The 24,531-nt window shown below is 63.7% G+C and carries 21 protein-coding genes; 9 read left to right on the top strand and 12 right to left on the bottom strand.

What is annotated here, in order from left to right:
* Window positions 1-168: 168 nt before the first annotated feature.
* Window positions 169-1,761: an efflux transporter outer membrane subunit gene (locus F759_RS0106595; protein ID WP_027799156.1), complete on the top strand. Its 1,593-nt coding sequence runs from the start codon at window positions 169-171 to the stop codon at window positions 1,759-1,761.
* Between the two features lie 129 nt (window positions 1,762-1,890).
* Here the strand turns inward: F759_RS0106595 and F759_RS0106600 are convergent, their stop codons facing one another.
* The 8 genes from F759_RS0106600 to gspG all read right to left on the bottom strand — a co-directional run bounded on the left by F759_RS0106600 (window position 1,891) and on the right by gspG (window position 7,953).
* Entirely contained in the window at window positions 1,891-2,670 is a 780-nt protein-coding gene (locus F759_RS0106600; protein ID WP_027799157.1) for a type II secretion system protein N, read from the bottom strand.
* A gap of 22 nt (window positions 2,671-2,692) precedes the next feature.
* Entirely contained in the window at window positions 2,693-3,196 is a 504-nt protein-coding gene (locus tag F759_RS0106605; protein ID WP_027799158.1) for a type II secretion system protein M, read from the bottom strand.
* The gene (gene gspL, locus F759_RS0106610) at window positions 3,193-4,611 is read right to left on the bottom strand and encodes a type II secretion system protein GspL (RefSeq protein WP_027799159.1); all 1,419 of its coding nucleotides are present in this window, start codon (window positions 4,609-4,611) and stop codon (window positions 3,193-3,195) included. The genes F759_RS0106605 and gspL overlap by 4 nt, the downstream gene beginning before the upstream one ends.
* Before the next feature lie 28 nt (window positions 4,612-4,639).
* Window positions 4,640-5,764, bottom strand: a complete 1,125-nt coding sequence (gene gspK / locus F759_RS0106615; RefSeq protein WP_407668523.1) for a type II secretion system minor pseudopilin GspK — start codon at window positions 5,762-5,764, stop codon at window positions 4,640-4,642.
* 70 nt (window positions 5,765-5,834) lie between these two features.
* Entirely contained in the window at window positions 5,835-6,512 is a 678-nt protein-coding gene (locus F759_RS0106620; RefSeq protein ID WP_027799161.1) for a PulJ/GspJ family protein, read from the bottom strand.
* A complete protein-coding gene (gspI, locus tag F759_RS0106625; RefSeq protein ID WP_027799162.1) occupies window positions 6,490-6,903 on the bottom strand; it encodes a type II secretion system minor pseudopilin GspI in 414 nt (137 codons plus the stop codon). The genes F759_RS0106620 and gspI overlap by 23 nt, the downstream gene beginning before the upstream one ends.
* Before the next feature lies 1 nt (window position 6,904).
* Entirely contained in the window at window positions 6,905-7,498 is a 594-nt protein-coding gene (locus F759_RS0106630; protein ID WP_084534211.1) for a GspH/FimT family pseudopilin, read from the bottom strand.
* Entirely contained in the window at window positions 7,489-7,953 is a 465-nt protein-coding gene (gene gspG, locus F759_RS0106635; protein WP_020067385.1) for a type II secretion system major pseudopilin GspG, read from the bottom strand. Before gspG ends, F759_RS0106630 begins: the two co-directional genes overlap by 10 nt.
* Before the next feature lie 157 nt (window positions 7,954-8,110).
* On the opposite strand from gspG, the gene F759_RS0106640 reads away from it, so the two are divergent.
* Window positions 8,111-8,524, top strand: a complete 414-nt coding sequence (locus F759_RS0106640; RefSeq protein ID WP_027799164.1) for a type II secretion system protein N — start codon at window positions 8,111-8,113, stop codon at window positions 8,522-8,524.
* Window positions 8,525-8,671: 147 nt separating this feature from the next.
* Here F759_RS0106640 and gspF read toward each other — a convergent pair whose 3' ends face one another.
* Genes gspF through gspD form a run of 3 tightly spaced genes read right to left on the bottom strand, consistent with a single transcriptional unit; the run spans window position 8,672 to window position 13,804 of the window.
* Window positions 8,672-9,889 carry a type II secretion system inner membrane protein GspF gene (gspF, locus tag F759_RS0106645; protein WP_027799165.1) on the bottom strand — a complete coding sequence of 406 codons (1,218 nt, stop codon included), beginning with the start codon at window positions 9,887-9,889 and terminating at the stop codon, window positions 8,672-8,674.
* 4 nt (window positions 9,890-9,893) lie between these two features.
* Window positions 9,894-11,453, bottom strand: a complete 1,560-nt coding sequence (gspE, locus tag F759_RS0106650) for a type II secretion system ATPase GspE (RefSeq protein WP_027799166.1) — start codon at window positions 11,451-11,453, stop codon at window positions 9,894-9,896.
* A complete protein-coding gene (gene gspD, locus F759_RS0106655) occupies window positions 11,450-13,804 on the bottom strand; it encodes a type II secretion system secretin GspD (RefSeq protein ID WP_027799167.1) in 2,355 nt (784 codons plus the stop codon). The genes gspE and gspD overlap by 4 nt, the downstream gene beginning before the upstream one ends.
* 515 nt (window positions 13,805-14,319) lie before the next feature.
* Between gspD and F759_RS0106660 the strand changes: the two genes are divergently transcribed.
* Window positions 14,320-14,766, top strand: coding sequence for a lytic transglycosylase domain-containing protein (locus F759_RS0106660; protein ID WP_027799168.1), 447 nt, complete (start codon window positions 14,320-14,322; stop codon window positions 14,764-14,766).
* Between the two features lie 206 nt (window positions 14,767-14,972).
* Window positions 14,973-16,295: a GTP-binding protein gene (locus tag F759_RS0106665; protein ID WP_027799169.1), complete on the top strand. Its 1,323-nt coding sequence runs from the start codon at window positions 14,973-14,975 to the stop codon at window positions 16,293-16,295.
* A 132-nt stretch (window positions 16,296-16,427) separates the two neighbouring features.
* Here F759_RS0106665 and F759_RS0106670 read toward each other — a convergent pair whose 3' ends face one another.
* Window positions 16,428-16,706, bottom strand: a complete 279-nt coding sequence (locus tag F759_RS0106670; RefSeq protein ID WP_006050811.1) for an HU family DNA-binding protein — start codon at window positions 16,704-16,706, stop codon at window positions 16,428-16,430.
* 414 nt (window positions 16,707-17,120) lie between these two features.
* Here F759_RS0106670 and mnmC point away from each other — a divergent pair, with 414 nt between their 5' ends.
* The 5 genes from mnmC (at window position 17,121) to F759_RS0106700 (ending at window position 24,384) form a co-directional block, all read left to right on the top strand.
* Window positions 17,121-19,100 carry a bifunctional tRNA (5-methylaminomethyl-2-thiouridine)(34)-methyltransferase MnmD/FAD-dependent 5-carboxymethylaminomethyl-2-thiouridine(34) oxidoreductase MnmC gene (mnmC, locus tag F759_RS0106675; protein ID WP_027799170.1) on the top strand — a complete coding sequence of 660 codons (1,980 nt, stop codon included), beginning with the start codon at window positions 17,121-17,123 and terminating at the stop codon, window positions 19,098-19,100.
* Between the two features lie 850 nt (window positions 19,101-19,950).
* Window positions 19,951-21,156: a cation:proton antiporter gene (locus F759_RS0106685; protein ID WP_027799171.1), complete on the top strand. Its 1,206-nt coding sequence runs from the start codon at window positions 19,951-19,953 to the stop codon at window positions 21,154-21,156.
* A 96-nt stretch (window positions 21,157-21,252) separates the two neighbouring features.
* Window positions 21,253-22,368: a YbdK family carboxylate-amine ligase gene (locus F759_RS0106690; RefSeq protein WP_027799172.1), complete on the top strand. Its 1,116-nt coding sequence runs from the start codon at window positions 21,253-21,255 to the stop codon at window positions 22,366-22,368.
* A 537-nt stretch (window positions 22,369-22,905) separates the two neighbouring features.
* Window positions 22,906-23,544: a MarR family winged helix-turn-helix transcriptional regulator gene (locus F759_RS0106695; RefSeq protein ID WP_027799173.1), complete on the top strand. Its 639-nt coding sequence runs from the start codon at window positions 22,906-22,908 to the stop codon at window positions 23,542-23,544.
* A 126-nt stretch (window positions 23,545-23,670) separates the two neighbouring features.
* Window positions 23,671-24,384 carry a glutamine amidotransferase gene (locus tag F759_RS0106700; protein WP_027799174.1) on the top strand — a complete coding sequence of 238 codons (714 nt, stop codon included), beginning with the start codon at window positions 23,671-23,673 and terminating at the stop codon, window positions 24,382-24,384.
* The last annotated feature ends 147 nt before the right edge of the window (window positions 24,385-24,531 follow it).

The following is a 24,531-nucleotide window of genomic DNA, read 5'->3' on the forward strand; positions in this document are numbered from 1 at the left end:
GTAACAGCGCGTAACCTTCGCGACACTGTCGGTAACACACCTTCATCGCTCACCGCATTAACCTTTCTGTTTCCCGCGGCCAGCGGGCTCTTACGCTAACATGCCGGCAAACCATACCGGCCGACACCGCCATCGGCGGCGTCGCGGCGTCCAGAAGGAAATCAATGCATGCAGTCTGACCGAATCTCGTCCGCGCGGACATTTGCGCCTCGCGCTTTGACTCTCGCAGTCGCGGTGTCCGTCGCGGGCCTCGTCGCGGCCTGCGCCGTCGGTCCAGACTACAAACGTCCAGCCGCCGAGATTCCCGCCTCGTATAAGGAAGCCGCGCCCGGCTGGAAAGTCGCGCAGCCGGCGGATCAACACGACCGCGGCGCGTGGTGGACCATTTATCAGGACCCGCAGCTCAATACCCTCGAAGAGAAGCTGGACGCCGCCAATCAGACCGTCGCCCAATACGCTGCCGCCTATCGGCAGGCCCGCGCGCTGGTCGGCGAGGCGCGGGCTGCGTATTTTCCGACCGTTGGCCTGTCGGCGGGCGGCACGCGCTCCGGCAGCGGTATTTCGTCGAATGCGACGTCGACGAGCAGAACAAGCCGCTCCGGCGTGTACAACAGCTACAACCTGCAACTCGACGCCAGTTGGGAGCCCGATCTGTGGGGCTCCGTGGGGCGCTCGGTCAATGCGCAGAAGGCCGGCCAGCAGGGCGCCGCAGCCGACTTGGCGAACGCGCGTCTGTCCGCGCAGGCCACGCTCGCCCAGACCTATTTCGCGCTGCGTGCGCTCGATTCGAATCAGAAGCTGCTCGACGAAACCGTCGCCGCCTATCAGCGCTCGCTGCAACTCACGCAGAACCAGTACGCCGCTGGCGTGGCCGCGCGCTCGGACGTCATCCAGGCGCAAACGCAGTTGCAATCGGCGCAGGCATCGGCGATCGACAACGGCGTTCAGCGCGCGCAGGACGAGCATGCAATCGCGGTCCTCGTGGGTGAACCGGCCTCCACGTTTTCCATTCCGCCGATGCCGCTCACCGCGACGCCGCCCGCCGTGCCCGCGCAAATGCCGTCCGCGCTGCTCGAACGGCGACCCGATATCGCATCGGCGGAGCGCAAGGCTGCGGCGGCCAACGAGCAGATCGGCATTGCCATCGCCGCGTTCTTCCCGTCGCTGACGTTGTCGGCGAGCGGCGGCTTCGAAAGCTCGGTGTTCTCCCAATTGCTGACAGCGCCGTCCCGCTTCTGGACGGTCGGCCCGCAACTCGCGGCGACCCTGTTCGACGCCGGGCTGCGCCGTGCGCAGACAGAAGCCGCTCGCGCCGCGTATGACCAGAGCGTCGCCACCTATCGTCAAACGGTGCTGACCGCGTTCCAGGACGTCGAAGACAACCTCGCGTCGCAGCGCATCCTTGAACAGGAGATCGTGGTGCAGCAGCAGGCGGTGGAATCGGCGCGCCAGGCGCTTGCCATCGTGACCAACGAATACAAGGCGGGCACCGTGGGCTATGTCAACGTGCTCACCGCGCAGACCACGGCCTTCATCGCCGAGCAGAAGCTACAGACCATCGCGGGTCAGCGGATGGTGTCGTCGGTGGGTCTGGTGAAGGCGCTGGGCGGCGGCTGGGACGTCACGCAAATGAACCGCGAAACCGGCGATATGGCCGCGCCAGCGCCATTGCCGGCGTCATCGGCCGCGCCGGTTGCGCAGAACGCGAGCGCGCAAAAGCAAATGCAGGTGTCGACGAAGCCGCAAACGCAAAGCAAATAAAGCGCGCCGGGCGACGCATGCGCCGCCCGGGGCCGAAATGCGAAAGAGGCATGACCAGGAACCGGTCATGCCTCTTTTTAGATGCCTCTTTGCAAGAACTGACCGCGCTCGGCCAGCGCTACGCCCAGGTCAATGCACGAACGACAACGTAACCGTGTCCGGTCCACTCGGCCTTCCAAGCAAATTCAACAGTCCGGCGAGATTGTCGCGGGCCTCGGGGGCGGATGTAGCGGTTCCGCGAAACGAGGTCGAAGCCGGCGACACGGCGCCGCGGCCGTTCAGCATCAGCGGGCCCTTGATAGTGCGCAATTCGAGCGTGGACGACACGCCCTCCGCCTGAAACACGAGTTGGTACGAGCCGAGCGGCTTCACCGGCGAAACACGCGAACTCACGTCGCTCAGCGCGATCGTCAGTTGGCCGAACGCCTCGCGGTTGAAGCTGCGCCAGTCGGACCACGAGAGCCGCACGTCGCCCTGCAGATCGAGCGTGTTGAAAGGCGCACCGAGGCCGCTCAGCAGCGAAGCCGGCACGGCTATCGTGCCGGGCGTGACGTTGGCGCTGCGCAAGGTCGCATCGATGGTGATCGGGTCCGGCATCGCCTCGCTATGCCGCATGGTCATGCGCACACGGCCAGTGAAAAGCGGCCAGAATGCCGTGTGCCATTCGATCCGCCCCGGCAGCAGCGTCGCGGCGCTCATGTCGGAGCCCGCAGCGAGCATCAGCGTAGCCGAGCCGTGCCAGAGCGAGCCGGCCGGGTCGACCAGGTTCACGTGCCCGCCGCTCTGACGGGCAAACTGCGGCGTGATCCACGCCGCCGGCAACAACGCAAGCATCACCGCCGCGCTGGAGAACACTGCGATCAGCAGCCAGGGCAGGGCGGCGCGCAGGCGCCGCATCCAGTAAGTCATGCGAGACCCCGTGACAGCACGGTCATTTCGCCGTGGATGGCTGCAACGACGCAGTCAGATCCACCTGGCCGTCTGCTTTTAGCGCGGTCACGTGCGCTTCGGAGACCTGCACCTTGAACTGGCGGCGCACATCGTCGACCCAAGCCGTCCACGCGGGAAACGACGCGTTCTTCATCTGCACCTGCACCGCATTGCCGATTACCTGCACCTGCGTCGCCGCAAGCCCGTGATCGCTGAGCGACGCCAGGAGCGCGTCCTTCAGCGCACCGCCGGTCGGCGCGACGCCCTGAGCCGCCGCCGAAAGCTGGCGCGCTTCGTTAGCCTGCGCGGTCATCTGCGCGAGTTGCCGCTGCAAGGTCGGCAGCGATTCACGCAGACGCGCGCGCCCCTCCTGTGCCGGCGCCCACAGCACCGACCACGCGATCACCACCGCGAGCACACCGCCGCCCCACGTCAGCAACGCCTTTTCGCGGTCGGTTCGCTGGTCCCAGAAGCCTGCCCAGGTTTGAGCGAGTTCAGCTTTCATTGTCCGTTCCTGATGGTCCACTTGCCGGTATTGCTGTCGATCGCGCCGCTGAGTCCGTTACGCGCGAGGCGCGTGGCGAAATCGGGATCGAGCTTCACTTCGGGTTTGAAGGTGACGTCGAGACGCCGGTCGTGATAGTCGAGCGCGGCGATGCCATTGACGGGCACGGGCGGGAGCGATCTCGCGAGGCCATCGGCAAGCGCCAGGAAATCGCCGGGCGAAAGCTCACCCGCGGCCACGCGCAGCTGCTGCAACTGACGCGACATCTGATCGGGTGCATCGAGCACGACCGTCGTCTTCGGGAAGGTGTTCAGCAGAAGCTCGGTCATCTGCGCGCCGATCGCGTCGCGCTGGCGCGAAAGCATCAGCCACTGCACGTTCGCACCAATGATCGCGACGAGCAGCGCGCCGACTGCCAGCAGCACCGGCAGGCGTAGGCGGCGCAGCGTCGCGCGGTCGAGCCGCCACGGCTGCGACGCGAATTCGAACTGGCAGAGATCGAAGCGACACGTGAGCGCGCGGCGCGCAAGCTGCTCGAAGGGCAGCGGACTTGCGCCGTGCACATGCGCGGCGAGCCGCGCCGGACTGTTTGCGCCGAGACTTGGCTCGCTGCCCGGCACCTCGGTCAGCATATACAGCGAAACCGGCGTCGCGCCGGCGAGCGCGGCAAGCGTCGCGTTCACCGCGTTGGCGGGCACCGCGAGGCCTTCTCCTTGCGCACCGCGCGCAATCGCCAGTTCGACGCGCGGCATGCCGCTTTGGACGGCGCCTTCCAGCAGCATCGCTGGCGCGGTCTGAACCACGGCGCCGAGCACCGCCGCGACCATCGGCACGGCTTCCGGCGCGGCGTCGGTCGAAGTATTGGCTGCGCTCGCCACCGGCGCGGCGTCCCGTACCGATGAGCCGGCGCCCGCCAGTGCCGGCTCCGCCGCACTCACGGTTTCGGCGACTTCCGCCAGCACTGCGGGCAGCGTTGCCTCCGGCAGACAACGCGTGACCGGCACTGCGCGCAAACTGCGGTGACCGGCTGCGGAAAAAGCCTCGTAGATGAAGCGGAACCATCCGCGGTCGATGATCGCGAGCACCTGGCGCCCGCCCGCGGCCGGTTGCGAATCGACGGCGATATGGCAGGTTTGCGGGTCCTGGATCAGTTGATCCTCGACGATATTCGGTAACGCCTGGCGCAGCTTCGGACCGCGTAGCGGCGGCAGCGTGGCGGGCATCATCAGCAGGTCGCGCGCGGCGACCATCAGCACGGTCGACGTCGCGCGCGGCAGCAACGCAAGCGCCGAGCGCCCGGCGCGCTGCGTGCGTCCCGACTTGTCGAGCAGCACGAACGGCAGGTCCGGCAGTTGCCATTCCTGCGACGGCACCGCCGGATCACGCGGCGGCAATAAGACGATCAGCGTGCTCAAAGGCCACTCTCTCTGGGAAAGGCGTTATTCATAGTTGGTCTTGCACCCGCACGACACGTGTAGTGTGAGTCAAAGCGTCGCGATACACGAGCGTCGTGCGATCCACTTCGGCGCGCTCGTGCTGCACGCGGCCGTGAATGAAAAAGTAGTTCGTGTTGACGTCGAGCTCGTTCGGATCGATCGAAACCGACTGCACCCCCGCGCCGCGCAACGCAAGCTGCACGTCGGCGACGTTATGGAAAAACACCGTCTGCCGGCGCGCGACGAACGCCTGCGCGGACGACAAACTCATGCCCGGCACCACCGCCGCGATGACCTCGGCGGAGGCCGTGTTCATGTTGACCGCCGACACCGTCGGCAGCACGGTCACGAAAGGCCGCAGGCGCGCCACCATCTCCGGCGTGTAGCCGGGAATGTCGAGCAGCGAGTCGACGCTGGTCATTTGCAAGGGTGCGTGCGCGGCGCTGTCCTCGCTATCTTCGATACCGGGTTTGTCGGTGAAGCCGCCGCCCATTGCGCCGCCCTGGATGGGCGGCGTGGTCGATGTCGTGCCGGACGTCGACGTGACGGTCTGAAAACGCGTTGCCGACTGCGCGAGGCTGGCCCGCACCTGAACGGCGGTGTTTTTTGCGAGCTGGCTGTTCACGCCGAGCGACACGAGCAGACGCTGGTACGCGCCGATCTGCTCCATGTCCAATTGCATGACGCCGGGCGCGGGGCTCGCGACCAGGTTGCGCAGATTGAACCTGGCCTGAGCGTCTTCGATCGATCCGGACAGGTAGGTGGCCGCGCCTTGCTGCGCGCGCACCTCGCCGATCTGGCCGAGAAAGTCGGAGAGCCGCGTCTTTGCGATCGGCACGCCCCACACTCCGCCGAGATACGTGATGCCCGCCGAAGTATCGCCTTCCGAGCGAAGAATCAGACGCGTCCAGTCCAGCGCGCCGCGCGAGACCCATTGCGCCTGCGCGAGCAGGCGCTGATTCTCGATGCGGCGAACCTGGACCTGCTGGCGCCATAACATGCCGGAGACGAGAATCGCCGACAGCGCCACCACCAGCAACGCGCTGATGATGGCCGCGCCGCGCTGTTGCCCATCTTGTTGCCCGCGCTGCTGTCCGCGCTGTTCCACCAGCGCCGCTCGACGTTGTGCCAAGCCACGCGTGCCGTGGATCGAGGCCGAACAAACAATCGAACGTCGTGCATGAACCTTGGAGAACCTCATGTCATTCTCCGATCAGGAAAACACGCGTGATGGGCCGCGCGAGCGACTTCGCGCCCACGCTCACTTCGAGTCCGGTCACCGAGCGCGGCAGCGGCGCGTTGCCGAGCTGCGGCACCTTCAGGTTATTGTCCGCCTCCGTGATCGCGCTCTGCACGTCTTTCATCTGCGTGGTCCAGCCGACTCTCGGCACGTAGAGGCGCGCGGAAATCGCACCGACGCCGCCCATCAACGGCAACCCGGTCCATCCTTCGCCTTCGCCGCCGCGCAGCGCCGAGCGCAAATCGCCGACGCTCGCAAGCGGCGGCGACGCATAGCGAACCACGCGCCCTCCGGAGACGCGATAACGCACCACCTGCAACCGCGGCGCGGAGCCGGGCACGGCCAATTGCCGCACGATTTGCACCGCGCCGCCCGCGAGCGACACCGCGGCCTGGCCGGATTCGTCGTCCGAGGCGGCCTGACGCGCGTCGATACGCATCTGATCGAATAACTGCGCGAAGACGCGCTCGTCTTCCATTGCATTCGTGATGGTCTGACGGCCGCGAATGATCTGGTCGAGTCCGCGCCACGACAGCACTGCGATCACCGCCATGATCGCAATCGCGACCAGCAGCTCGATCAGCGTGAAGCCACGCGCGCCGACGCGGCGGCGGCGCTCAGAGCGACCTGTTGTTTTCATTCGCGACCACCGTGACCATCTGAGCGAGATTGCCGGAACGCCCAGGCATCGTCACCATGACTTCCACGCGACGAAACACCGGGTTCGGCGTTGACGTCACATGCTCGGTACAGATCAACTGCAAATTGCCTTGAGAACAATCGAAGCTCGTCGAGCCCACATTGGGCCATGCATGCGTGAGACGCAATTGCGCGAGCGTGTTGTCCGCGCTCCACCCGGCCAGCAAGCGCCGGTGAAGATCGGCCTCGCCGCTCGCGAGACTGCCGACAGCGCGCAACGATGCGGCCAACGCCACGGCAATGATCGCCAGCGCGACCAGCACCTCGATCATCGTAAAACCGCGCTGGCGGTTGACGGCCTTGCGCGCCGCCGTGCTGCTGCAACGACGCATGTCAGTGGACCTCGTAGCGGCCATTGCCCGTGCCGACAATTGTCGCGCGGCCCGCAGCGGAAAAAAGCGTGATGCGCACCGGCACGTCGATCGCTTCGGTGCCGAATACCACGCGGCTCGCTTGCGAACTCGAACCGGGATAGTCGATGGTCACGCCGGTCACGCCGCCTTCCCACTGGCGAGGCTTCAGTAGATCGTCTCGCAGCGGACGCCAGCCGTCTTCGGTGCGCATGTCGAAACGAAAGCCGCCGTCCAATGGTTGCCACGCGATGGGACGTGCGCGCACCTGTGCTTCGTCGCCGGCCGATTCGAACAGCAGCGCGAGACGCTGCGCTTCTTCGTTCAGGTCGGTGCGCGGATTGCGCGTCATCGTCAATGCGGTCAACGACACCAGCAGGCCTGCTATCACCAGCACCACCATCATTTCCAGCAGCGTGAAACCGGCCGCGTGTCGACGGCCGGCGCTTGCGCTCGTTACGCTCGTTGTGCTCGATGATGCGCTCCAACTGCCGCGGCGACGTGCGCGCGTAGCAATGCCGCCCGCGCGCAGCGGCGGGTCGATCATCACACGCGTTTCGCTGTCGCCTATTGCCACGAGCCCACATCGGCGTCATTGCCTTCGCCGCCCGCCTTGCCGTCCGCGCCGTAGCTGAACACATCGATCTCGCCGTGCACGCCCGGATTCAGATACTGATAGCCGTTGCCCCAAGGATCGTTCGGCAGACGTTCGAGATAGCCGCCGTCCTTCCAGTTGTTCGGCACGGGATCGGTGGCCGGCTTTTCGATCAACGCGCGCAGACCTTGCTCCTGAGTCGGATAACGGCCGTTGTCCAGACGATAAAGCTTGAGCGCCTGCATCACAGTGCCGATGTCCTGCTTCGCGGCAACGCGCCGCGCTTCGTCGGGACGGCTCATGATTTTGGGCACGATCAACGCGGCCAGGATGCCGAGAATCGCGATCACGACCATGATTTCGATCAGCGTGAAGCCGCGTTGACGACGGCTGCGCGGACCCGCGATTGCTGTGCGGCGAGTGGTCGACAGTTGCATAGCTTGCTACCTCATTTCAGGTGAATTTTCGACTGGGCGGAATTCGCGTCCAGCACTTTTGGTGCCATTGAACACGCCCGGCCGGTCATTTTAATGTCATGTAATCGAGGGGTTTCAACCCAACGCAATTTTCACAATAGTCCGTACAATGATGCGCATGAACGCCATCCAAATCCGCCTTCTGTCGCTTGCGCTGTTCGCCGTGTTCTGCGCGACGCTAACCTACTGGATCATCACGCTTACCACGATGTCCGGTGCGCCGTTGCCGGCAGCCGCAGCCCACGCGCAGCTCTCGACCGACCAGGCCGCCACACTGTTCGGCGGCCAGCTCACGCGCGGCGCGAACCAGGATGTGCATCTATTCGGCATCCTCGCTTTGCGTGAAGGCGCCGCGGCTATCGTCAGCGTCGGCGGCGAACCGCCGCGTGCGGTGTCGCTCGGCAGCACGCTGATGCAAGGTGCCAAACTCTCCGAAGTCCGCGCCCGCTCGATCGTTATCGACCGCAATGGCGCGCATTCCGAAGTATTTCTGCCGGCCAACGCAGCGGGTCCCACGATCTACGTTCGCTGAAACCAGGCAGGGTCTAGCGACGCGCATGCTGCTTCGCGTCGGCTTACGGCGTGGCCACCGCGCGATCTCGATGCGCCACCGCACCGGCTCCCTCGCTTAAGCCCGTCGCTTTTTGCCACCGCGCGCATGCGTGCCGCGGCACAGCCCTCACTGCACCAGATTGTTCAACTCGATGATCGGCAGCATCACTGCCAGCACGATCACCAGCACCACGCCGCCCATCGCCAGAATCAGCAGCGGCTCAAGCAGACTCGTCAGGAACATCGTGCGGCGCTCCAGCTCGCGCGCTTCGCCGTCGGCCGCGCGGTCCAGCATGGTCGTCACGTCGCCGGTCGCTTCGCCGGAGCGGATCAGGTGAACCAGCACGGGTGGGAAGGTCTTCGTATTGCCAAGCGCGCGTGAGAGCGACGTGCCTTCGCGCACGCGCACGATTGCATCGTCGATGTTGCCGCGCATCGCCGTGTTGCTGAGCGTTTCGGCCGCGGCTTGCAGCGCGCGCAGAATCGGCACGCCCGCCGCCGTCAGAATGCCGAGCGTGCTCGCGAAACGCACGGTGTTGTAGCCGCGCACCAGTTTGCCGAGCAGCGGGGCGGTGAGCAGCCACCGGTCGAACGCGAGGCGCGGGCCGGCTTGTCTTAGCGTCGAACGCACCAGATAGAAGAGCACGGCCACCACGATCAGCACGGCCCACCACCAGTTCCGCACGAAACCGGACAGCGCCATCATCATGATCGTGAGGACGGGCAGTTGTTGCTTCGTGCTCGCGAATACGTTGACGACCTGCGGCACCACATAGCTCAACAGAAAGGTAACGATGCCGAACGCGATGATCGTGACGATGGTCGGGTACGTGAACGCGAGCACGATCTTCTGCTTGAGCGCATTGCGTTGCTCGATGTAGTCGGCAAGCCGCGACAGCACGAGCCCGAGTTTGCCGGTATGTTCGCCGGCCGCCACCAGCGCGCGATAAATCTCGGGAAAGTCTTTCGGATGCTGCGTCAACGCATTGGCGAGCGAGTGGCCGCCGAGCACTTCGGCGCGAATCGCCGCCATCAGCTCGCGAATGTAGTCGCGCTCCGATTGTTCGGTGAGCACGGAGAGCGCTTCGTCGAGCGGCAAGCCGGCAATCAGCAGGCTCGCCAGTTGACGCGTGAGAATGGCCTGCTCGCGCTGCGACAGACGCCGCCCGAGCGACAGACGCTGATTGCGCTCGCCACGCGTGCGCGTGGCCGCCGGTTCCACGACGAGCGGCGTGAGTCCCTGCGAGCGCAGATTCGTACGGGCGCCGCGCGCGCTGTCGGCATCGAGCACGCCCTTTTGCGCCTTGCCCGCCGCGTCGATCGCTTCAAAACGAAATGCCGGCATGCGCTTATGCTCCGCCTGTCACGCGGATCACTTCTTCAAGCGACGTCAGTCCGGAAGCCAGCCAGCGCTCCGCGTCCTCGCGCAGCGTGAGCATGCCTTGCGCACGGCCGGCGGTGAGGATTTCGGCGTCGGACGCATTGCGGTGAATCAGCGTGCGGATTTCATCGTCGATCAACAGCAGTTCGTACACACCGCGCCGCCCTGCATAACCGGACTGACCGCACTTGTCGCAGCCGACGGGATGCCAATGCACGCGGCCGTCTTCTTCGACGCGCTGTTCGCGGCATACCGGACACAAGCGCCGCACGAGCCGCTGCGCCAGCACGCCCAGCAGCGACGACGCAAGCAGATACGGCTCGACGCCCATATCGGTCAGACGCGTGACGGCGGACGCGGCGTCGTTGGTGTGCAGCGTGGCGAGTACGAGGTGGCCGGTGAGCGAAGCCTGCACCGCGATCTGCGCGGTTTCCAGATCGCGGATTTCACCAATCATGATGATGTCCGGATCCTGCCGCAGAATCGAACGCAGCGCGCGCGCGAAGCTCATGCCGATCCGCTCGTTGACCTGCGTCTGGCCAATGCCGGACAGGTCGTATTCGATCGGGTCTTCCACCGTCATGATGTTGGTGGTCGCGGTTTCGAGCCGCGACATCGACGCGTACAGCGTGGTCGTCTTGCCCGAGCCGGTCGGGCCCGTCACCAGCACGATGCCGTGCGGCCTGCCGATCAGCTTGTCGAACTTGACGAGCGTGTCCGAACCCATGCCGAGCGCTTCGAGATTCAGGCGGGTTGCGTCCTTTTCCAGCAAACGCAAAACGGCGCGCTCGCCGTGGCCGGTCGGCAGTGTCGACACGCGCACGTCGACCGGACGGCCGCCCACGCGCAGCGTGATACGGCCGTCTTGCGGCAAACGCTTTTCGGCAATATCGAGTTGCGCCATGATCTTGATCCGCGAGATCAGCGCGCCGTGCAGCGCTTTCTTCGGACGCACGACATCGCGTAGCGTACCGTCGACGCGAAAGCGCACCACCGACGCATTCTCGAACGGCTCGATGTGAATGTCCGATGCCTGTTCGCGCGCCGCCTGCGTGAGCAGCGCGTTGATCATGCGGATGATCGGCGCGTCGTCTTCCGATTCCAGCAGGTCTTCTACTTCGGGAATGTCCTGCATCAGACGCGACAGATCGACTTCGCCTTCCACTTCGCCGACCACTTGCGCCGCGCTGCCATCGTGGCGCGCATACGCCTGGTTTATGGCCTGGGCGAGCTCGTCGGCGGGCAAACGCACCACCGACACCGCGCCGAAGTTGCGTGTGATTTCCGCGAGCGCGGCTTCGCTCGTGCGCTCGCTGATCCAGACTTCGAGGCTGTCGGCGTGCTGATGCGCGACCAGGATCTGGCCACTGCGTGCAAACCCGTACGGCACGAGCCGGGCGGCGATCGCGGACGGCGCCGCGCGCTCGGCATGGTCGGCATGCTCTGTCATTGCCGCCGATGCAACTCCGGCGGCCCGCGACGATGCCGGCGACGTTGAAGCTGACGGCGGCATGGACGGCGTATTCACGGCTGAACTCCTGGCGATGCGGTGGACGGCGCGACCGGCACCGGGTTGCTCTGCACGGCGCCATTCACCGCGGGCGCGGCGGGCATCGTGGAGGGCGTGACCGTATTCGGCTGCGGCGCGGATGAGCGCGGCTGAGCCTGCGGCGGCTGCATCTGCTGACGGCGCATCTGGTCGAGGTCGAACAGATTCAACGGCGAACCGCCCTGGCTCGGGCCGACGGGCATCGGCGGAACCACCGGATCGTCCTTGTCCTTCATCAGGTTATTGTCCTGACGGTACGCGCCCTGCACACCTTGAATATAGTCGTAACGATTGGACGTGACAGCCTGCGCGGTACCGCGATCGTTGATGATCACCGGGCGCAGGAACACCATCAGGTTCGTCTTGTTGCGGTTCTTCTGCTCGGAACGGAACAACTGGCCGATCCACGGAATGTCGCCGAGGAGCGGTACCTTGCTGTTGCTGACCTGGTAATTGTCCTGCATGAGGCCGCCGAGCACGATGATTTCGCCGTTGTCGGCGAGCACGGTCGACTGGATCGAGCGCTTGGTGAACTGCGGGCCGGCCGGGTTGGTCGTTGCGTTCGTCGTGCCGTTCACGATCGCCGAGTCTTCCGTGTAAAGCTGCAGCTTGAGAATGCCGCCGTCCGTGATCTGCGGTTTGACGTGCAGCGTCAGGCCCACATCGACGCGGTCGTAGGTGTTGAAGGCCGAGCTTGCATTGCCGCTCGTCAAGTTTGAATACGAACCCGTCTGGATAGGAATGTTCGTACCGACGACGATCTTCGCTTCTTCGTTGTCGAGCGTGATCAGGTTAGGCGTGGACAGCACGTTCGCGTCGGCCGTCTGCGAAAGTGCCTGCAACAATGCGCCCAGTCCTTGCACGCCAAAAACGTTGTGAATCCAGCCGATGTTCAAACCCTGCTGGACACCGGAACCGAGCGCCGTGGCGAGACCGCCTGTGGCTCCGGCCGCCGCGGCCTGCGCCGTCAGGTTGATGATGCTGTTGCTCGAACCCGTTGCGAGGTTGGTGCCGGCGAAAAGCGAATTGTTCGCGACCTGCCACTGAATGCCGAGATTGCCGCTCGTGTTCGAATTCAGTTCGACGATCAGCGCCTCGATATAGACCTGCGCGCGGCGCGCGTCCAACTGGTCGATCACCGTGCGTAGATTGCGGTACACGGGTTCCGAGGCGGTGATGATCAGCGAGTTGGTCGCCGCGTCCGCCTGGATCATGCCGCCCGGCTGATTCTCGTCGTTCTTGTCCTTCTCGCCGCCAAGCAGGCCGCCCGAAGAAGCGCCGTTGTTCGACCCATAGCCGCCCGCGCCGGCGCCGCCCATTGGCGACGACATGGAACTGGCGTTGAGTCCGCCCGAGGGCAGCGGCGGCGTTCCGGAAGCGCCCGTCGAATTGTTGCCACCGAGCGCCCCACCGCCGTTCTGGTTGAAGGAATTCGCTTCATTCGACCCTGCCGACGAACCGTTTTCGCCACCTTTGCCGAGCATGCCGCGCAAGGTCTTCGCGAGCTTGGTCGCCTCCGCGTTGCGCAACGGCACGACGTGCATGTTGCCCGGCATGCTGGTCGGCGCGTCGAGTTCGCGTGCGAGCGTTTTCGCGGCGGCAAGGCGCGCGCCGTTCGACGCACGGATCAGGAGCGAGTTGGTGCGCGGGTCGGCGGTGATCGACACTTTTAGCGTGGCGTCGGTGCTGCCGATCGCGCCCGGGTCGAGCATCTTGTTCAGTTGCGTGGCAATGTCGAGCGCGTTCGCGTTCTTCAGTTGCACGACCGACACCGACTGACCTGCCGCCGTGTCGACACCTGCGATGATCTGCGCGATGCGCCGCACGTTGTCCGCGTAGTCGGTCACCACAATCGTGTTGTTGGCCGGATAAGCCGCCACCGTATTGTTCGGCGAAATCAGCGGGCGCAGCACCGGCAACAGGTTGTTGGCGGACTCGTTCTTCAGCACGAATACCTGCGTGACGACCTGGTCGCCTCGCGCAGTCGGCGCGTTGCCGACGTAGGTCGGCACGCCTTGCAATTTGGCGTCGGCTTCGGGCACGACTTTCAGCACGCCGTGATCCTGCACCAGCGCAAAGCCCTGCATGCGCAGCGCGGATTGCAACGTCTTCAGCGCCTGATCCTCGGGCACTGCGTTTTCCGACACGAGATTCAACTGACCTTTGACGCGCGGGTCGACGATGATCGTCTTGCCGGTCGCAGCGCCTATCGCCTTGGCCACCTGGTCGATATCGGCGTTGACGAAGTTGAGTGTCACCTGCGCCTGTGCCGTCTGTGCGGTGATCAGTCCAGCCACCAGCAACGCCGTTGCGACGCGACGCAAAGCCATACGATTTCTTCTCATGGAATGTAATGTCGATGCCGGCAACGTCAGCCGCCGGCGGTCATGCAGCGCGGACATGGGAGCAGAGCGCCGGTCGGTCGGTCTGCTGGCCGGCCAGATGGGCGAATCCCGCCCTAAAATGCTGGCCATCCAATGTCCGAAAAAAGTGAACAGTAACAGTTTTTCATGTCGGATTTGTCACAAATGGAAAGGCTCCGTGAGTTTCCTCTACGATCCGGTCGCATCGTCGGGGCATTGAAAGGCAGGCGATACGGGCAGAAAGCCGGGCGAAAACTTCGTCTTTCGCGCTCTTATGTCGGTTAGCCAACTTGACGGGTATCGGCCTGCCGGTATCATACGAGCCGTTCGAGCCGCCGGTTCGCTGTTGCGGGCGCGGGTTTTCCCCGAGGTCGCGTCAACCCCCGGCCACCGTGCGCTTGCCGGCTTCGCGCGTCTGAACAATGGCCGATGCAATGCATTACGAAGCCTTACCCTTGCGGTTTGCCTAGTCTGCTTGACCGATGAAACGACCCTTTGTTACCGCCCTGGCAGGAATGACCTTGTTGGCCTTAGCCGGGTCGGCGCGCGCCGATTGCTTTGACGAAGCAGCAAAATATCAGAAGGTCAATCCGCTGATCCTGCGCGCGATCGCGTGGCAGGAGTCGCATAACCGGCCAGACGCGCAGCACAAGAACGCCAACGGTTCTACCGACTACGGCGTCATGCAGATCAACTCGATCCATCTGCCCACGCTCGCTCAATACGGCATCTCGCAAGGCACGCTGATGGAGCCGTGCAAGAACGTCTATATCGCCGCGTGGCACCTGCGCCGGCAAATGAACAAGTATGGCAATACGTGGCAGGCGATCGGTGCGTATCACTCGGAGACGCCCGCGCTGCGCGACAAGTACGCGCAACAGATCGCCGCGATTCTGCGCAAATGGAACTTGATGCCGGCTACGCGCTGAGCAGCCGTCGATTGGCCCGCGGTCTAGTCCGCCGGGCTACCTCGCGGTCCACTAACGGCCGCCGTCCGCTTGCCGGTTCAGGATTTGATGCACAATGCGGCTTCGTGCTGCCGCCGGCGCTCAAGCGTTGACAGTCGCTATCTTTACGCTCGCGAGCAACGCTTCGCCTGGCACGCCCTCCAATCCTCCAGCTTTTCCGTACAGCGATGAACCAGCCGCCATTGCCCGTCACCGTGCTCTCCGGTTTTCTGGGCGCCGGCAAGACCACGCTCCTGAACCACATCCTCGCGAATCGCGCCGGCTTGCGGGTCGCCGTGATCGTCAACGATCTGGCCGCCGTCAACATCGACGCGACGCTCGTGCGGGACGCCGCCGCACTCTCGCATGTCGAGGAGCAGCTAGTCGAATTGTCGAACGGCTGCATTTGCTGCACGCTGCGCGACGATCTGCTGGTCGAGATCAAGCGCCTTGCCGCCGAAAATCGCTTCGATGCAATTCTGATTGAGTCGACCGGCGTGGCCGAGCCCATGCCGATCGCCGAGACTTTCACGTTCGTCGACGATGACGGCGCGTCGCTTTCCGAGGTCGCGCGGCTCGACACGATGGTGACGGTGGTCGACGCGTTCAACTTCCTGCGCGATTACAGCTCGGCGGATGCGCTCGCCGAACGGGGCATCGCCGCCACCGAAGAAGACGACCGCACGCTGGTCGAGTTGCTGATCGAGCAGGTCGAGTTCTGCGACGTGCTGGTGGTGAACAAGGCCGATCTCGTCAGCGCTGACGAACTGACTCGCCTGCAACGCATCCTCGCGCGGATCAACCCGCGGGCGGTGCAGGTGGTGGGCCGCTTTGGCGCCGTGCCGCTCGAGCAGGTGTTGAACACCGGCCGCTTCGATTTCGACGAGGCGTCGAGCGCGCCGGGCTGGCTTGCGTCGCTGAATCATCAGCATGACGATGAGCACGGCCATAGCCATCACAGCGAAGCGGACGAGTTCGGCATCGGCAATTTCGTTTATCGCGCGCGCCGCCCGTTCCATCCGGAACGCCTGTGGGCGCTGCTGCATGAGGAATGGAAGGGCGTGTTGCGCGGCAAAGGCTTTTTCTGGCTCGCGACGCGTAATGACATTGCCGGTTCGCTGTCGCAGGCGGGCGGCGCGTGCCGGCACGGTCCGGCGGGCATGTGGTGGGCGGCCCAGGATCGCAGCGAATGGCCCGACGCGGACGACGAACTGGCCGCTGAGATTGCCGCCGACTGGTACGGCGCGCCGGACGATCCGAGCATCGGCGACCGTCGTCAGGAGCTCGTGTTGATTGGCGTAGGCATCGACTCGGCGTTCTGGTCCGCGAAATTCGACGCGTGCCTTCTCACCGACGCCGAATACGCGCTGGGACCGCAAAGCTGGCAGCAGTTTGCCGATCCTTTCCCCGCGTGGGATTTCGACGAAGACGATCATGATCATCATGACCACGATCATCACGGCCACGGCCATAGTCACGGTGACGGTGAGATCACGCATCGCCATGACTGAGCGGAGGCGTCGTTTGCCGCAGTGGTAGCGGCGACGCCGGTGGCGGCACGCCAACGCAGCGCGCTCGCCCAACTTTCGCGGACGAAAAAAAACCCGCCGTTGGCGGGTGTCAACTGCCTGGCAGTAATCTGCTTAGCGCTTGTTGACTGCGTCTTTGAACGCCTTGCCAGCCGTGAACTTGACGGTCTTTGCGGCCGGAATCTTGATGGTTTCGCCCGTCTTCGGGTTACGACCCGTACGCGCTGCGCGCTTGCCCGAACCAAAGCTGCCGAAGCCGATCAACTGGACCGCGTCACCCTTCGACACAGACTTCTTGATCACTTCAAGCAACGTGTCCAGCGTTTCACCGGTTTGAGCCTTGCTGGCGCCCGTCTGTCCTGCGACGGCGTCGATCAGTTCCTGTTTGTTCATTAAGGTTCCTTTCTGAGTTTAGGTTGACACGAACAGCGCGAACGCGCCGATTATACGTGCGCGCGCCGCGCCGTCGAGCAGCTGCGGCTCCGGAGCCCCTCCGGATCGAAAGCGCCGGACAGCGAGTGTCCGTCGGCCGTGCTGCCGCTCCCTTCGCGGCGCTTGCTATGATAGCGCAGCGCAAACCCAATCAGGACAAGGCTTTCGAAGAATTACGCGGTTTTGGAATAGATACAGCAAGGAAACGGAACATTTTGCTTATCCGGCTACGCCGCCGAGCCTGAAACCCAGTGTGGACGGGGCTTTGACGTTGGTTTTTGCCAACGCTCAGCGCGTCTTTTTCGCCGCCCGGCGAGCCGCGCGCGCGGGCGGTAACGTTCGACCCGCTTTTCGGGACGTCTCTTTCCGTCGCGCATGACCGATCCGCTGATCCCAGCCGTCCTCTCGTTCCGAGACAACGGCACGCCTTTTTCGCCTCTCTACGACGACATCTATCACAGCGCCGTCGGCGGCCTGGAGCAGGCCGACCATGTGTTTCTGCGCGGCAACGCGCTGCCCGGCCGCTGGCAGCGGCGGCGCATTTTCACGGTGCTGGAAACCGGCTTCGGCATGGGCATCAACTTTCTGATGACCTGGGCCGCCTGGCGTGCAGATCCGTCGCGTTGCGAGCGGCTTCATTTCGTCTCGACCGAAAAACATCCGTTCGCGCTCGCCGACCTGCGCCGGGCCTACGCCGCGGCCATCACCGATCCGGCGATAAGAGCACTCGCGCAAACGCTCGCGAACGAATGGCCGATGCTCGTGCCCGGCACGCATCGGCTGGAATTCGAGGACGGGCGCGTGGTGCTCACGCTGGTTTTCGGCGACGCGCAACAGAGCTTGCCGGACCTGCGGCTGCGCGCCGACGCGTTCTATCTGGACGGCTTCGCGCCGGCAAAAAACCCCGAACTGTGGACGCCCGCAATCTTCAAGTCGCTCGCGCGGCTCGCGGGCGAAGGTGCGACCTTCGCGACGTACAGCAGCGCCGGCGACATCAAGCGCGCGCTGACCCAGTGCGGCTTCGAGTATCGCAAGGTCGAGGGATTCGGCTGGAAGCGCGCGATGCTGGTGGGCCACTTCGCGCCGCGCTGGCGCGTGCGCCGTCACGAGCCGCCCGCACCGCTCGGACCGTTTTCGTCGGACGAACGGCATGCTGTGGTGATCGGCGCCGGGCTCGCTGGATGCGCGATGATCGAGCGGCTCGCGGCTCGCGGCTGGCGCGTGACGTCGCTGGAGCGGCATGCCTCGCTTGCGCAAGACGCGTCGGGCAATCCGGCGGGCGTGTTCCATCCCATGATTTCACGCGACGACAGTGTCGCCTCGCGCGTGACGCGCGCTGGCTTTCTCTACGCGCTCAAGCGTTGGGCCGAACTGGAACGGCTTGGCCACGCGCCCTCGCGCGGCGCGCCGGGCCTGCTGCAGATCGCCGACAACGACGACGAAGCCCGCTCGATGAGCGAAGCGATCATGGCGTTGGGCTACCCACCGGAGTTCGTCACACCCGTTTCCGCCGCGGATGCGCAAAAGCTCGCCGGTTCGCCGCTCGCGCGCGGCGGCTGGCTCTTTCCGCACGGCGGCTGGATCGATCCGGCATCGCTTTGTGCCGCGCAGTGCGCCGCGGCGGGCGATCTGCTCGAACGGCGCTTTGGCGTGGACGTGCGGCGCATCGAGCGTTCGGCCAGTCAGTGGACCGTGTTCGATACGGCGGGCGAGGCGCTCGTGCGCGCGCCGGTCGTGATCGTCGCCAGCGCTCACGATGCGGCGCGCCTCGCGGGCCTGCAGCACGCGCCGACTCGCAGCATCCGCGGCCAGCTCACTTTGCTGCCGCCAGGCTTCGCGCCGTCTCTCGGCTTACCGGTGATCGGCGAAGGTTATGCAATACCGCTGCCCAACGGCGTCACGCTAACGGGTGCGACTTATGAACTCGACGACACCGGCACGGCGCCTCGGCCTGCCGGTCATCTGGAAAACATCGAGCGCGTCGCGCAGATGCTGCCTGCGTTTGCCCGCTTTGCCGCTCACGCGGATCCAGCAGCGCTCGCCGGCCGCGTCGCGTTCCGCTGCGTGACGAGCGACCGCATGCCGATGATCGGCAACGTCGCCGACGAAGCGCTCGCCGCGCGCGACGCGGAGCGCTTGCGCGGTGCATGGCCGCTCGATCTGCCGCGCAACGAAGGCTTGTTCAGCGCGTTCGCTTATGGCTCGCGCGGTCTGGTGTGGGCGGCGCTCGGCGCGGAACTGATCGCCTCGCAGATCGAGGGCGAGCCGTGGCCGCTGGAACGCGACCTGGCAGAAGGCGTCGACCCTGCGCGCTTTCTGCTCCGTGCGTTGAGGCAAGGAAGCCTCCCTGGTTAACCGTCCGCGCGCGCGGCTCAGTTATCCACCGCAAATTGTGGATAACCGCGTTGTTTACTGGCGTAACTCGTGTGGAACCGTTGTGGACGTAAACGGGGTAACTCGGCCGCCGTCGAAATTCGCTAAAAGTTACCCTCGTATACGAGCCACGATCGCACACACTGTGCTTCCTGTTATGAAGTCTGCAACGCGCTGATTCGCTTCGGTAAACAACGGTTATCCACAGAATTCGAGGCAGCTTGTTAACTGTTACTACGTATACATACAGTAAACACGTAAACAGCAAGGCCTGAGCTGGATCACGCGCTACCGCCGACATCCGGCACGCCGGAAGGTGCCGTGCTAACGAGTCGGGTCACTGTCCTGAAAAACACATGAGGACAGCGCAAACTCCATCGGCGAGCGCTAACAACAAGCCGGCAATGAGCCCACGGTTGAGCCGATAAACGGTCGCTTTTTCCACGTCCCCGCAAGATAAAGTACGTTTTTACCGTTTTACCTGCATGTTCGCGTCTTTTCGGTTGAAGCTGAAAAAGCTATGGCACAATCGCCGTTCTTTTCCGCGTGGTGCCTGCTCCAGCGGTGCCCGCTGCAACGGAACGGTGCCGTTCAATCAGAATCTGATTCAACGTCGACGGCGTTCTTCACCGTGCCGTGCGCGTTGCTACGGCCGCACCCCTGAATGCGCCGCGCTCCCAGCGGCTGCGGCGCATTCGAATCATCCGATCGTTGAAAACTCGCAACGCGGATCACGCGAATCGATTTCGACAGTGAGCGCCTTGTGCGCCCGCCCGCTCGCCGGGCGCTGCTTCGTGTCATCTGCCGTTGCTGCAAAGGAGAACCCATAACGATGAATTCGGCGTTTTCATTTTTTCCAGCCTGGCCGCTCGCACCCGACGCCATTTTTTGGGCTGGCCTCGCCTTGCTTGCCGCCGGGCTGTGCGGTGAGCTTTGCTATCGCGCGTGGCGTTTGCCGCGTATTTCGGGCTATGCGGTCATCGGTCTGATTGCCGGCGCGGCTGGATCGGGGGTGATCGACGCCGACTCGGCCAGGGCCGCGCGACCGTTGCTCGACGTGGCGCTGGGCCTGCTGCTGTTCGAACTGGGTAGCCGGCTCGATCTGCGCTGGATTCGACGTAATCCGTGGCTGGTGATGTCGAGCGTCGCCGAAGCAACGCTGACTTTCGCGCTCGTTTTGCCGGTGCTGCTGTTCCTCAACGTGCCGCTGATGGTGGCAACGGTGCTTGCCGCAATCGCAATGGCGACATCGCCCGCAATGGTGATCCAGCTCAAGACCGAACTGCGCGCGGAAGGGCAGGTCACGCAGCGTCTGTTGACCTTGACGGCGCTGAACAGCATGTATGCGGTGGTGATCGAAAAACTGGTGTCGAGCTGGTTGCATCAGGAAGCGTACGGCAACGTTTTCGCGACGATCCTTCAGCCGCTTTATCTGCTGGTCGGCTCGCTGGTGCTGGCGTATCTGCTCGCGCGCACCTGCACGTTCTTTTATCGCCGGATGAACATGCAGGACGAGCATTCGTTCGTGGCGCTGTTCGGCCTCGTGTTGCTGGCGATTGCGGTCGCGCATCTGTTCAAGCTGTCGACCATTCTCGCGCTGCTTGCCGCCGGCATCATCGTGAAGAATCTCGAAGCGCGGCCGCAACTGTGGCCTCAGCATTTCGGCACCGCCGGGTGGCTGTTGACCGTGATTCTCTTCGTGCTTACGCTGACCTCGTTCGAGTGGAAAGACATCGCGCTGGGCGGTGTCGCGGCGCTGGGCCTGATTGTTGCGCGTCTCGTCGCGAAACTCGTCGGTGTGCTTGCGTTTGCCAAGCCGAGCGGTCTGAACTGGAAGCAGGGCATGGCGCTCGGCTTGTCGTTGTCGCCGATGTCCGCACTGGCCTACCTGCTGGTCGACGATACGTACAACCTTTATCCGAATTTCGATCCGCAACTTCGGGCGATCGTCATGTGCTCGATCGTCGTGCTGCAGATTCTCGGGCCGTGGCTCGTTTATCGCAGCCTCGCGCTGGTGTCGGAACGGCGCGAAGAATAAGTTTCGCGCTTCGGGTCACGCGTTATTCAAGCTATTCGCTTCAAAAAACGGCCGGGCATCTGAGAACTACCCGCCCGACATCACTCAGGGGACGCCATGTCACTCGAACCCTTCATCGATTCGAAGCCGTTCACTTTCGGTGTCGAACTTGAGATGCAGATCGTCAATACGCATGACTATGATCTGACCAAAGCCGGCTCGGATCTGCTGCGTCTCGTCAAGGATCAGAAGATCCCCGGCAACATCACGCCGGAAATTACCGAGAGCATGATCGAGTTGTCTACCGGCATTTGCACGAACCATGAACAGGCGCTTGCCGATCTGCGCAAGATCCGCGACACGCTCGTTTCCGCCGCCGATCATCTGAACGTCGGTCTGTGCGGCGGCGGCACGCACGCGTTCCAGCAATGGAGCGAGCGGCAGATCGTCGATACGCCGCGCTTTCAGTATCTTTCCGAGTTGTATGGCTATCTGGCCAAGCAGTTCACGGTATTCGGCCAGCATGTGCACATCGGCTGCCCGGATCCGGACAGCGCGCTGTTTCTGCTGCATTCGATGTCGCGCTTCATCCCGCATTTCATTGCGTTGTCCGCGTCGTCGCCATTCGTGCAGGGCGTGGATACCGGTTTTCATTCGGCACGCCTGAATTCCGTGTTCGCGTTTCCGCTGTCGGGCCGCGCGCCGTTCGTGCTGACGTGGGACAGCTTCGAGGAATATTTCTCGAAGATGGTCCATACCGGCGTCGTCAACAGCATGAAAGATTTTTACTGGGACATCCGTCCGAAGCCGGGCTTCGGCACCATCGAAGTACGCGTGATGGATACGCCGCTATCCGTGGATCGCGCCGCGGCGATTGCATGCTACATCCAGACGCTCGCGCGCCATCTGTTGCTGGACAAGCCGATCACGCCGCACGAAGACGACTATCTGGTCTACACGTTTAACCGCTTCGAGGCATGCCGCTTCGGTCTGGCAGGAACTTGTATCAATCCTCAGACCGGCGAACGGAAGACCATTTCGGAAGACATTCTCGAAACGCTCGACCTGATCGCACCGCACGGCGACGCATTGGGCTCGGGCCATGCGCTGGCTGAAATCGGCTCCATCGCGCGCGGTCAGAACAACGATGCGACGTGGCTAAGAGGCGTCGTCGAACAGGAAAAGTCGCTGCATGAGGCGGTCCGGCAACAGTGCCTGAAGTGGCGAGCCTGAGTAACGGAGCGCCTGCTTTGTGCTCAGCCGCAAGAAAACCCGCCGCGAGCGGGTTTTTTTTCGTAATTAAATTTCCAGTTCGGGGCCCTTAAGGTTTTTCCAATATGTACGTATACATACGTAGTAGTAGATAACAAGCATTGCCACCGACTGTGGACAACTGAATAATTCCCTGCAAAGTCAAGGCGCTGCGTAAACCATAAGTAGGCAGACGAGCAGTGCGCAGGCTGCGGTAAACGAGGACAACTTAAGGACTGGGAAACGGGTGCAGGCGGTTATCAAAGATCCGCGCACATGTATTCCCTAGGTTGTCCCGCGGTTATCCACAGCTTGCGTTGGATAACTTAGCTGTACGATTCGCCGCTCTCGCATAGAATGTCGTCTTAACTGCTTTGGCTTGCAAGGCGGTGGATTTTTGAGATAGTCGAAACCGTCTCGTCCTGTTTGGGGCGGGGCTACCCCACACAGGCTACGGGCGTTTCCGGCAAGCAATCGGCCGGCACCGCACAAAAGCTGTAAATAAACCAATCGAAGATTATGAGCGAAGGCGTATACGGAGAACAGGCAACCGGGCGAGTCACCCACAGCCTCTTGCGACTGAGCACGGCCATGCGAAGCCAGGCTTGGGAATGGGCGGAAGGCGCGGGTCTCACGCCCACCCAGGGCGAGATTCTGGTTTTGCTGATGCAGCGCAAGGGCCCGATGCGGCTCGGGGAAATCGCACGTGAAACGGCATTGACCGCGGCCACCACCAGCGACGCCGTCAGCACGCTCGAAACGAAAGGGCTGGTCGAAAAGCGCCGCGCGCTGGACGACGGCCGCGCGCTCGCCGTGCGCCTGACCGCTCGCGGCCGCACGGCCGCCAAGCGCGCCGCGCAATGGCCCGACTTTCTGGCCAAGGCAGTCGGCACCTTGCGCAACGACGAGCAAGCGATGTTCTATCGCACGCTGCTTAAGACGGTTCATCAACTCGAAGCGCAGGGTCATATTCCGCCGCACCGCATGTGCCTGAGCTGTACGCATTTCGAGCCGAGCAAGAATCCGAAGAAGACGCCGCATCATTGCGCGCTGCTCGACCTGAACATGGCGGATACGGACCTGCGTCTGGATTGCGCGGTGTATGAAACCGCTGACGTCGCTACCCAAAAGAAGACCTGGAAGATCTTCGCCCAATAAGGCCGCCGCTCTCCTGACAATCCGCTACACTGCAAAACCGACCCCCGACAGGCGGCCTTCGCCGCTTGCCAGCCGTTGGGCGCCGCGTAGCGGCTGGTCCGCAGTCAACCTGAAGGTGACAGGCTGATGAATCAGGAAGTTCTGGCCATTCGCCATGTGCACTTCGAGGACTTAGGCAATCTCGAACTGGTGCTCGGTGAACGCGGACGTCCGGTCCGTTATCTCGACGTCGGCTTTGCGCGCATCGAGGCACCGAACCCCGTCACGCCGTCGTTGATGGTGGTGCTCGGCGGCCCGATCAGCGCCACCGACGACGCGCTTTATCCCAGCCTCGTACCGCTGCTCTCGATGATCGAAAAACGCATCGAGGCGGGGCTGCCTACACTCGGCATCTGTCTCGGCGCGCAACTGATTGCGCGTGCGCTCGGTGCACGAGTCTATCCCGCGGGTCATACAGAACTCGGCTGGGAACCGCTCACGCTTACCGATGCCGGCCGTGCGTCGCCGGTGCGTCATCTCGATGGCGGGCATACATCTATGCTGCATTGGCATGGCGATACGTTCGATCTTCCCGCAAACGCAACGCGTCTTGCCTCCACGAGCGCTTGCGAGAACCAGGCTTTTGCTTGGGGCAGCCATGTGCTTGCATTGCAATGCCATCCCGAGATCCGCGCGGACCGCTTCGAGCCCTGGCTGATCGGCAATGCCGGCGAGCTTGTGGGCCGCGGAATCGACGCACGCCAGTTGCGCGCCGAAACCGCGCAATTCGGTCCGGCTCTTGAGGCTGCCGCCCGCCGCATGTTCGGCGAATGGCTGGATCAGGTGGAAGCGAAGCTCTGAAGTGAAGCCCTGAAGTACAGCCCTGAAGCGAAGCCCTGAGCGCGAGCATGTTGGCGGGATTGGCGTTAGGATCGCATTGCGAATTCGAACAGGTACCTTAAGCGTCGAGTCCGTCTGACCGCCTTGAATGCGGCGCGATCGACAGCC

It is taken from the genome of Paraburkholderia dilworthii, from assembly GCF_000472525.1.
Taxonomy (GTDB): domain Bacteria; phylum Pseudomonadota; class Gammaproteobacteria; order Burkholderiales; family Burkholderiaceae; genus Paraburkholderia; species Paraburkholderia dilworthii.

Excerpts from the sequence above, each read along its gene's own strand:
- F759_RS0106595 (WP_027799156.1), top strand. The coding sequence starts at position 169 with ATGCAGTCTGACCGAATCTCGTCCGCGCGGACATTTGCGCCTCGCGCT.
- F759_RS0106600 (WP_027799157.1), bottom strand. The coding sequence starts at position 2,670 with ATGACTTACTGGATGCGGCGCCTGCGCGCCGCCCTGCCCTGGCTGCTG.
- F759_RS0106605 (WP_027799158.1), bottom strand. The coding sequence starts at position 3,196 with ATGAAAGCTGAACTCGCTCAAACCTGGGCAGGCTTCTGGGACCAGCGA.
- F759_RS0106620 (WP_027799161.1), bottom strand. The coding sequence starts at position 6,512 with ATGAAAACAACAGGTCGCTCTGAGCGCCGCCGCCGCGTCGGCGCGCGT.
- gspI (WP_027799162.1), bottom strand. The coding sequence starts at position 6,903 with ATGCGTCGTTGCAGCAGCACGGCGGCGCGCAAGGCCGTCAACCGCCAG.
- gspG (WP_020067385.1), bottom strand. The coding sequence starts at position 7,953 with ATGCAACTGTCGACCACTCGCCGCACAGCAATCGCGGGTCCGCGCAGC.
- F759_RS0106640 (WP_027799164.1), top strand. The coding sequence starts at position 8,111 with ATGAACGCCATCCAAATCCGCCTTCTGTCGCTTGCGCTGTTCGCCGTG.
- gspF (WP_027799165.1), bottom strand. The coding sequence starts at position 9,889 with ATGCCGGCATTTCGTTTTGAAGCGATCGACGCGGCGGGCAAGGCGCAA.
- gspD (WP_027799167.1), bottom strand. The coding sequence starts at position 13,804 with ATGGCTTTGCGTCGCGTCGCAACGGCGTTGCTGGTGGCTGGACTGATC.
- F759_RS0106660 (WP_027799168.1), top strand. The coding sequence starts at position 14,320 with ATGAAACGACCCTTTGTTACCGCCCTGGCAGGAATGACCTTGTTGGCC.
- F759_RS0106665 (WP_027799169.1), top strand. The coding sequence starts at position 14,973 with ATGAACCAGCCGCCATTGCCCGTCACCGTGCTCTCCGGTTTTCTGGGC.
- F759_RS0106670 (WP_006050811.1), bottom strand. The coding sequence starts at position 16,706 with ATGAACAAACAGGAACTGATCGACGCCGTCGCAGGACAGACGGGCGCC.
- mnmC (WP_027799170.1), top strand. The coding sequence starts at position 17,121 with ATGACCGATCCGCTGATCCCAGCCGTCCTCTCGTTCCGAGACAACGGC.
- F759_RS0106685 (WP_027799171.1), top strand. The coding sequence starts at position 19,951 with ATGAATTCGGCGTTTTCATTTTTTCCAGCCTGGCCGCTCGCACCCGAC.
- F759_RS0106690 (WP_027799172.1), top strand. The coding sequence starts at position 21,253 with ATGTCACTCGAACCCTTCATCGATTCGAAGCCGTTCACTTTCGGTGTC.
- F759_RS0106695 (WP_027799173.1), top strand. The coding sequence starts at position 22,906 with ATGAGCGAAGGCGTATACGGAGAACAGGCAACCGGGCGAGTCACCCAC.
- F759_RS0106700 (WP_027799174.1), top strand. The coding sequence starts at position 23,671 with ATGAATCAGGAAGTTCTGGCCATTCGCCATGTGCACTTCGAGGACTTA.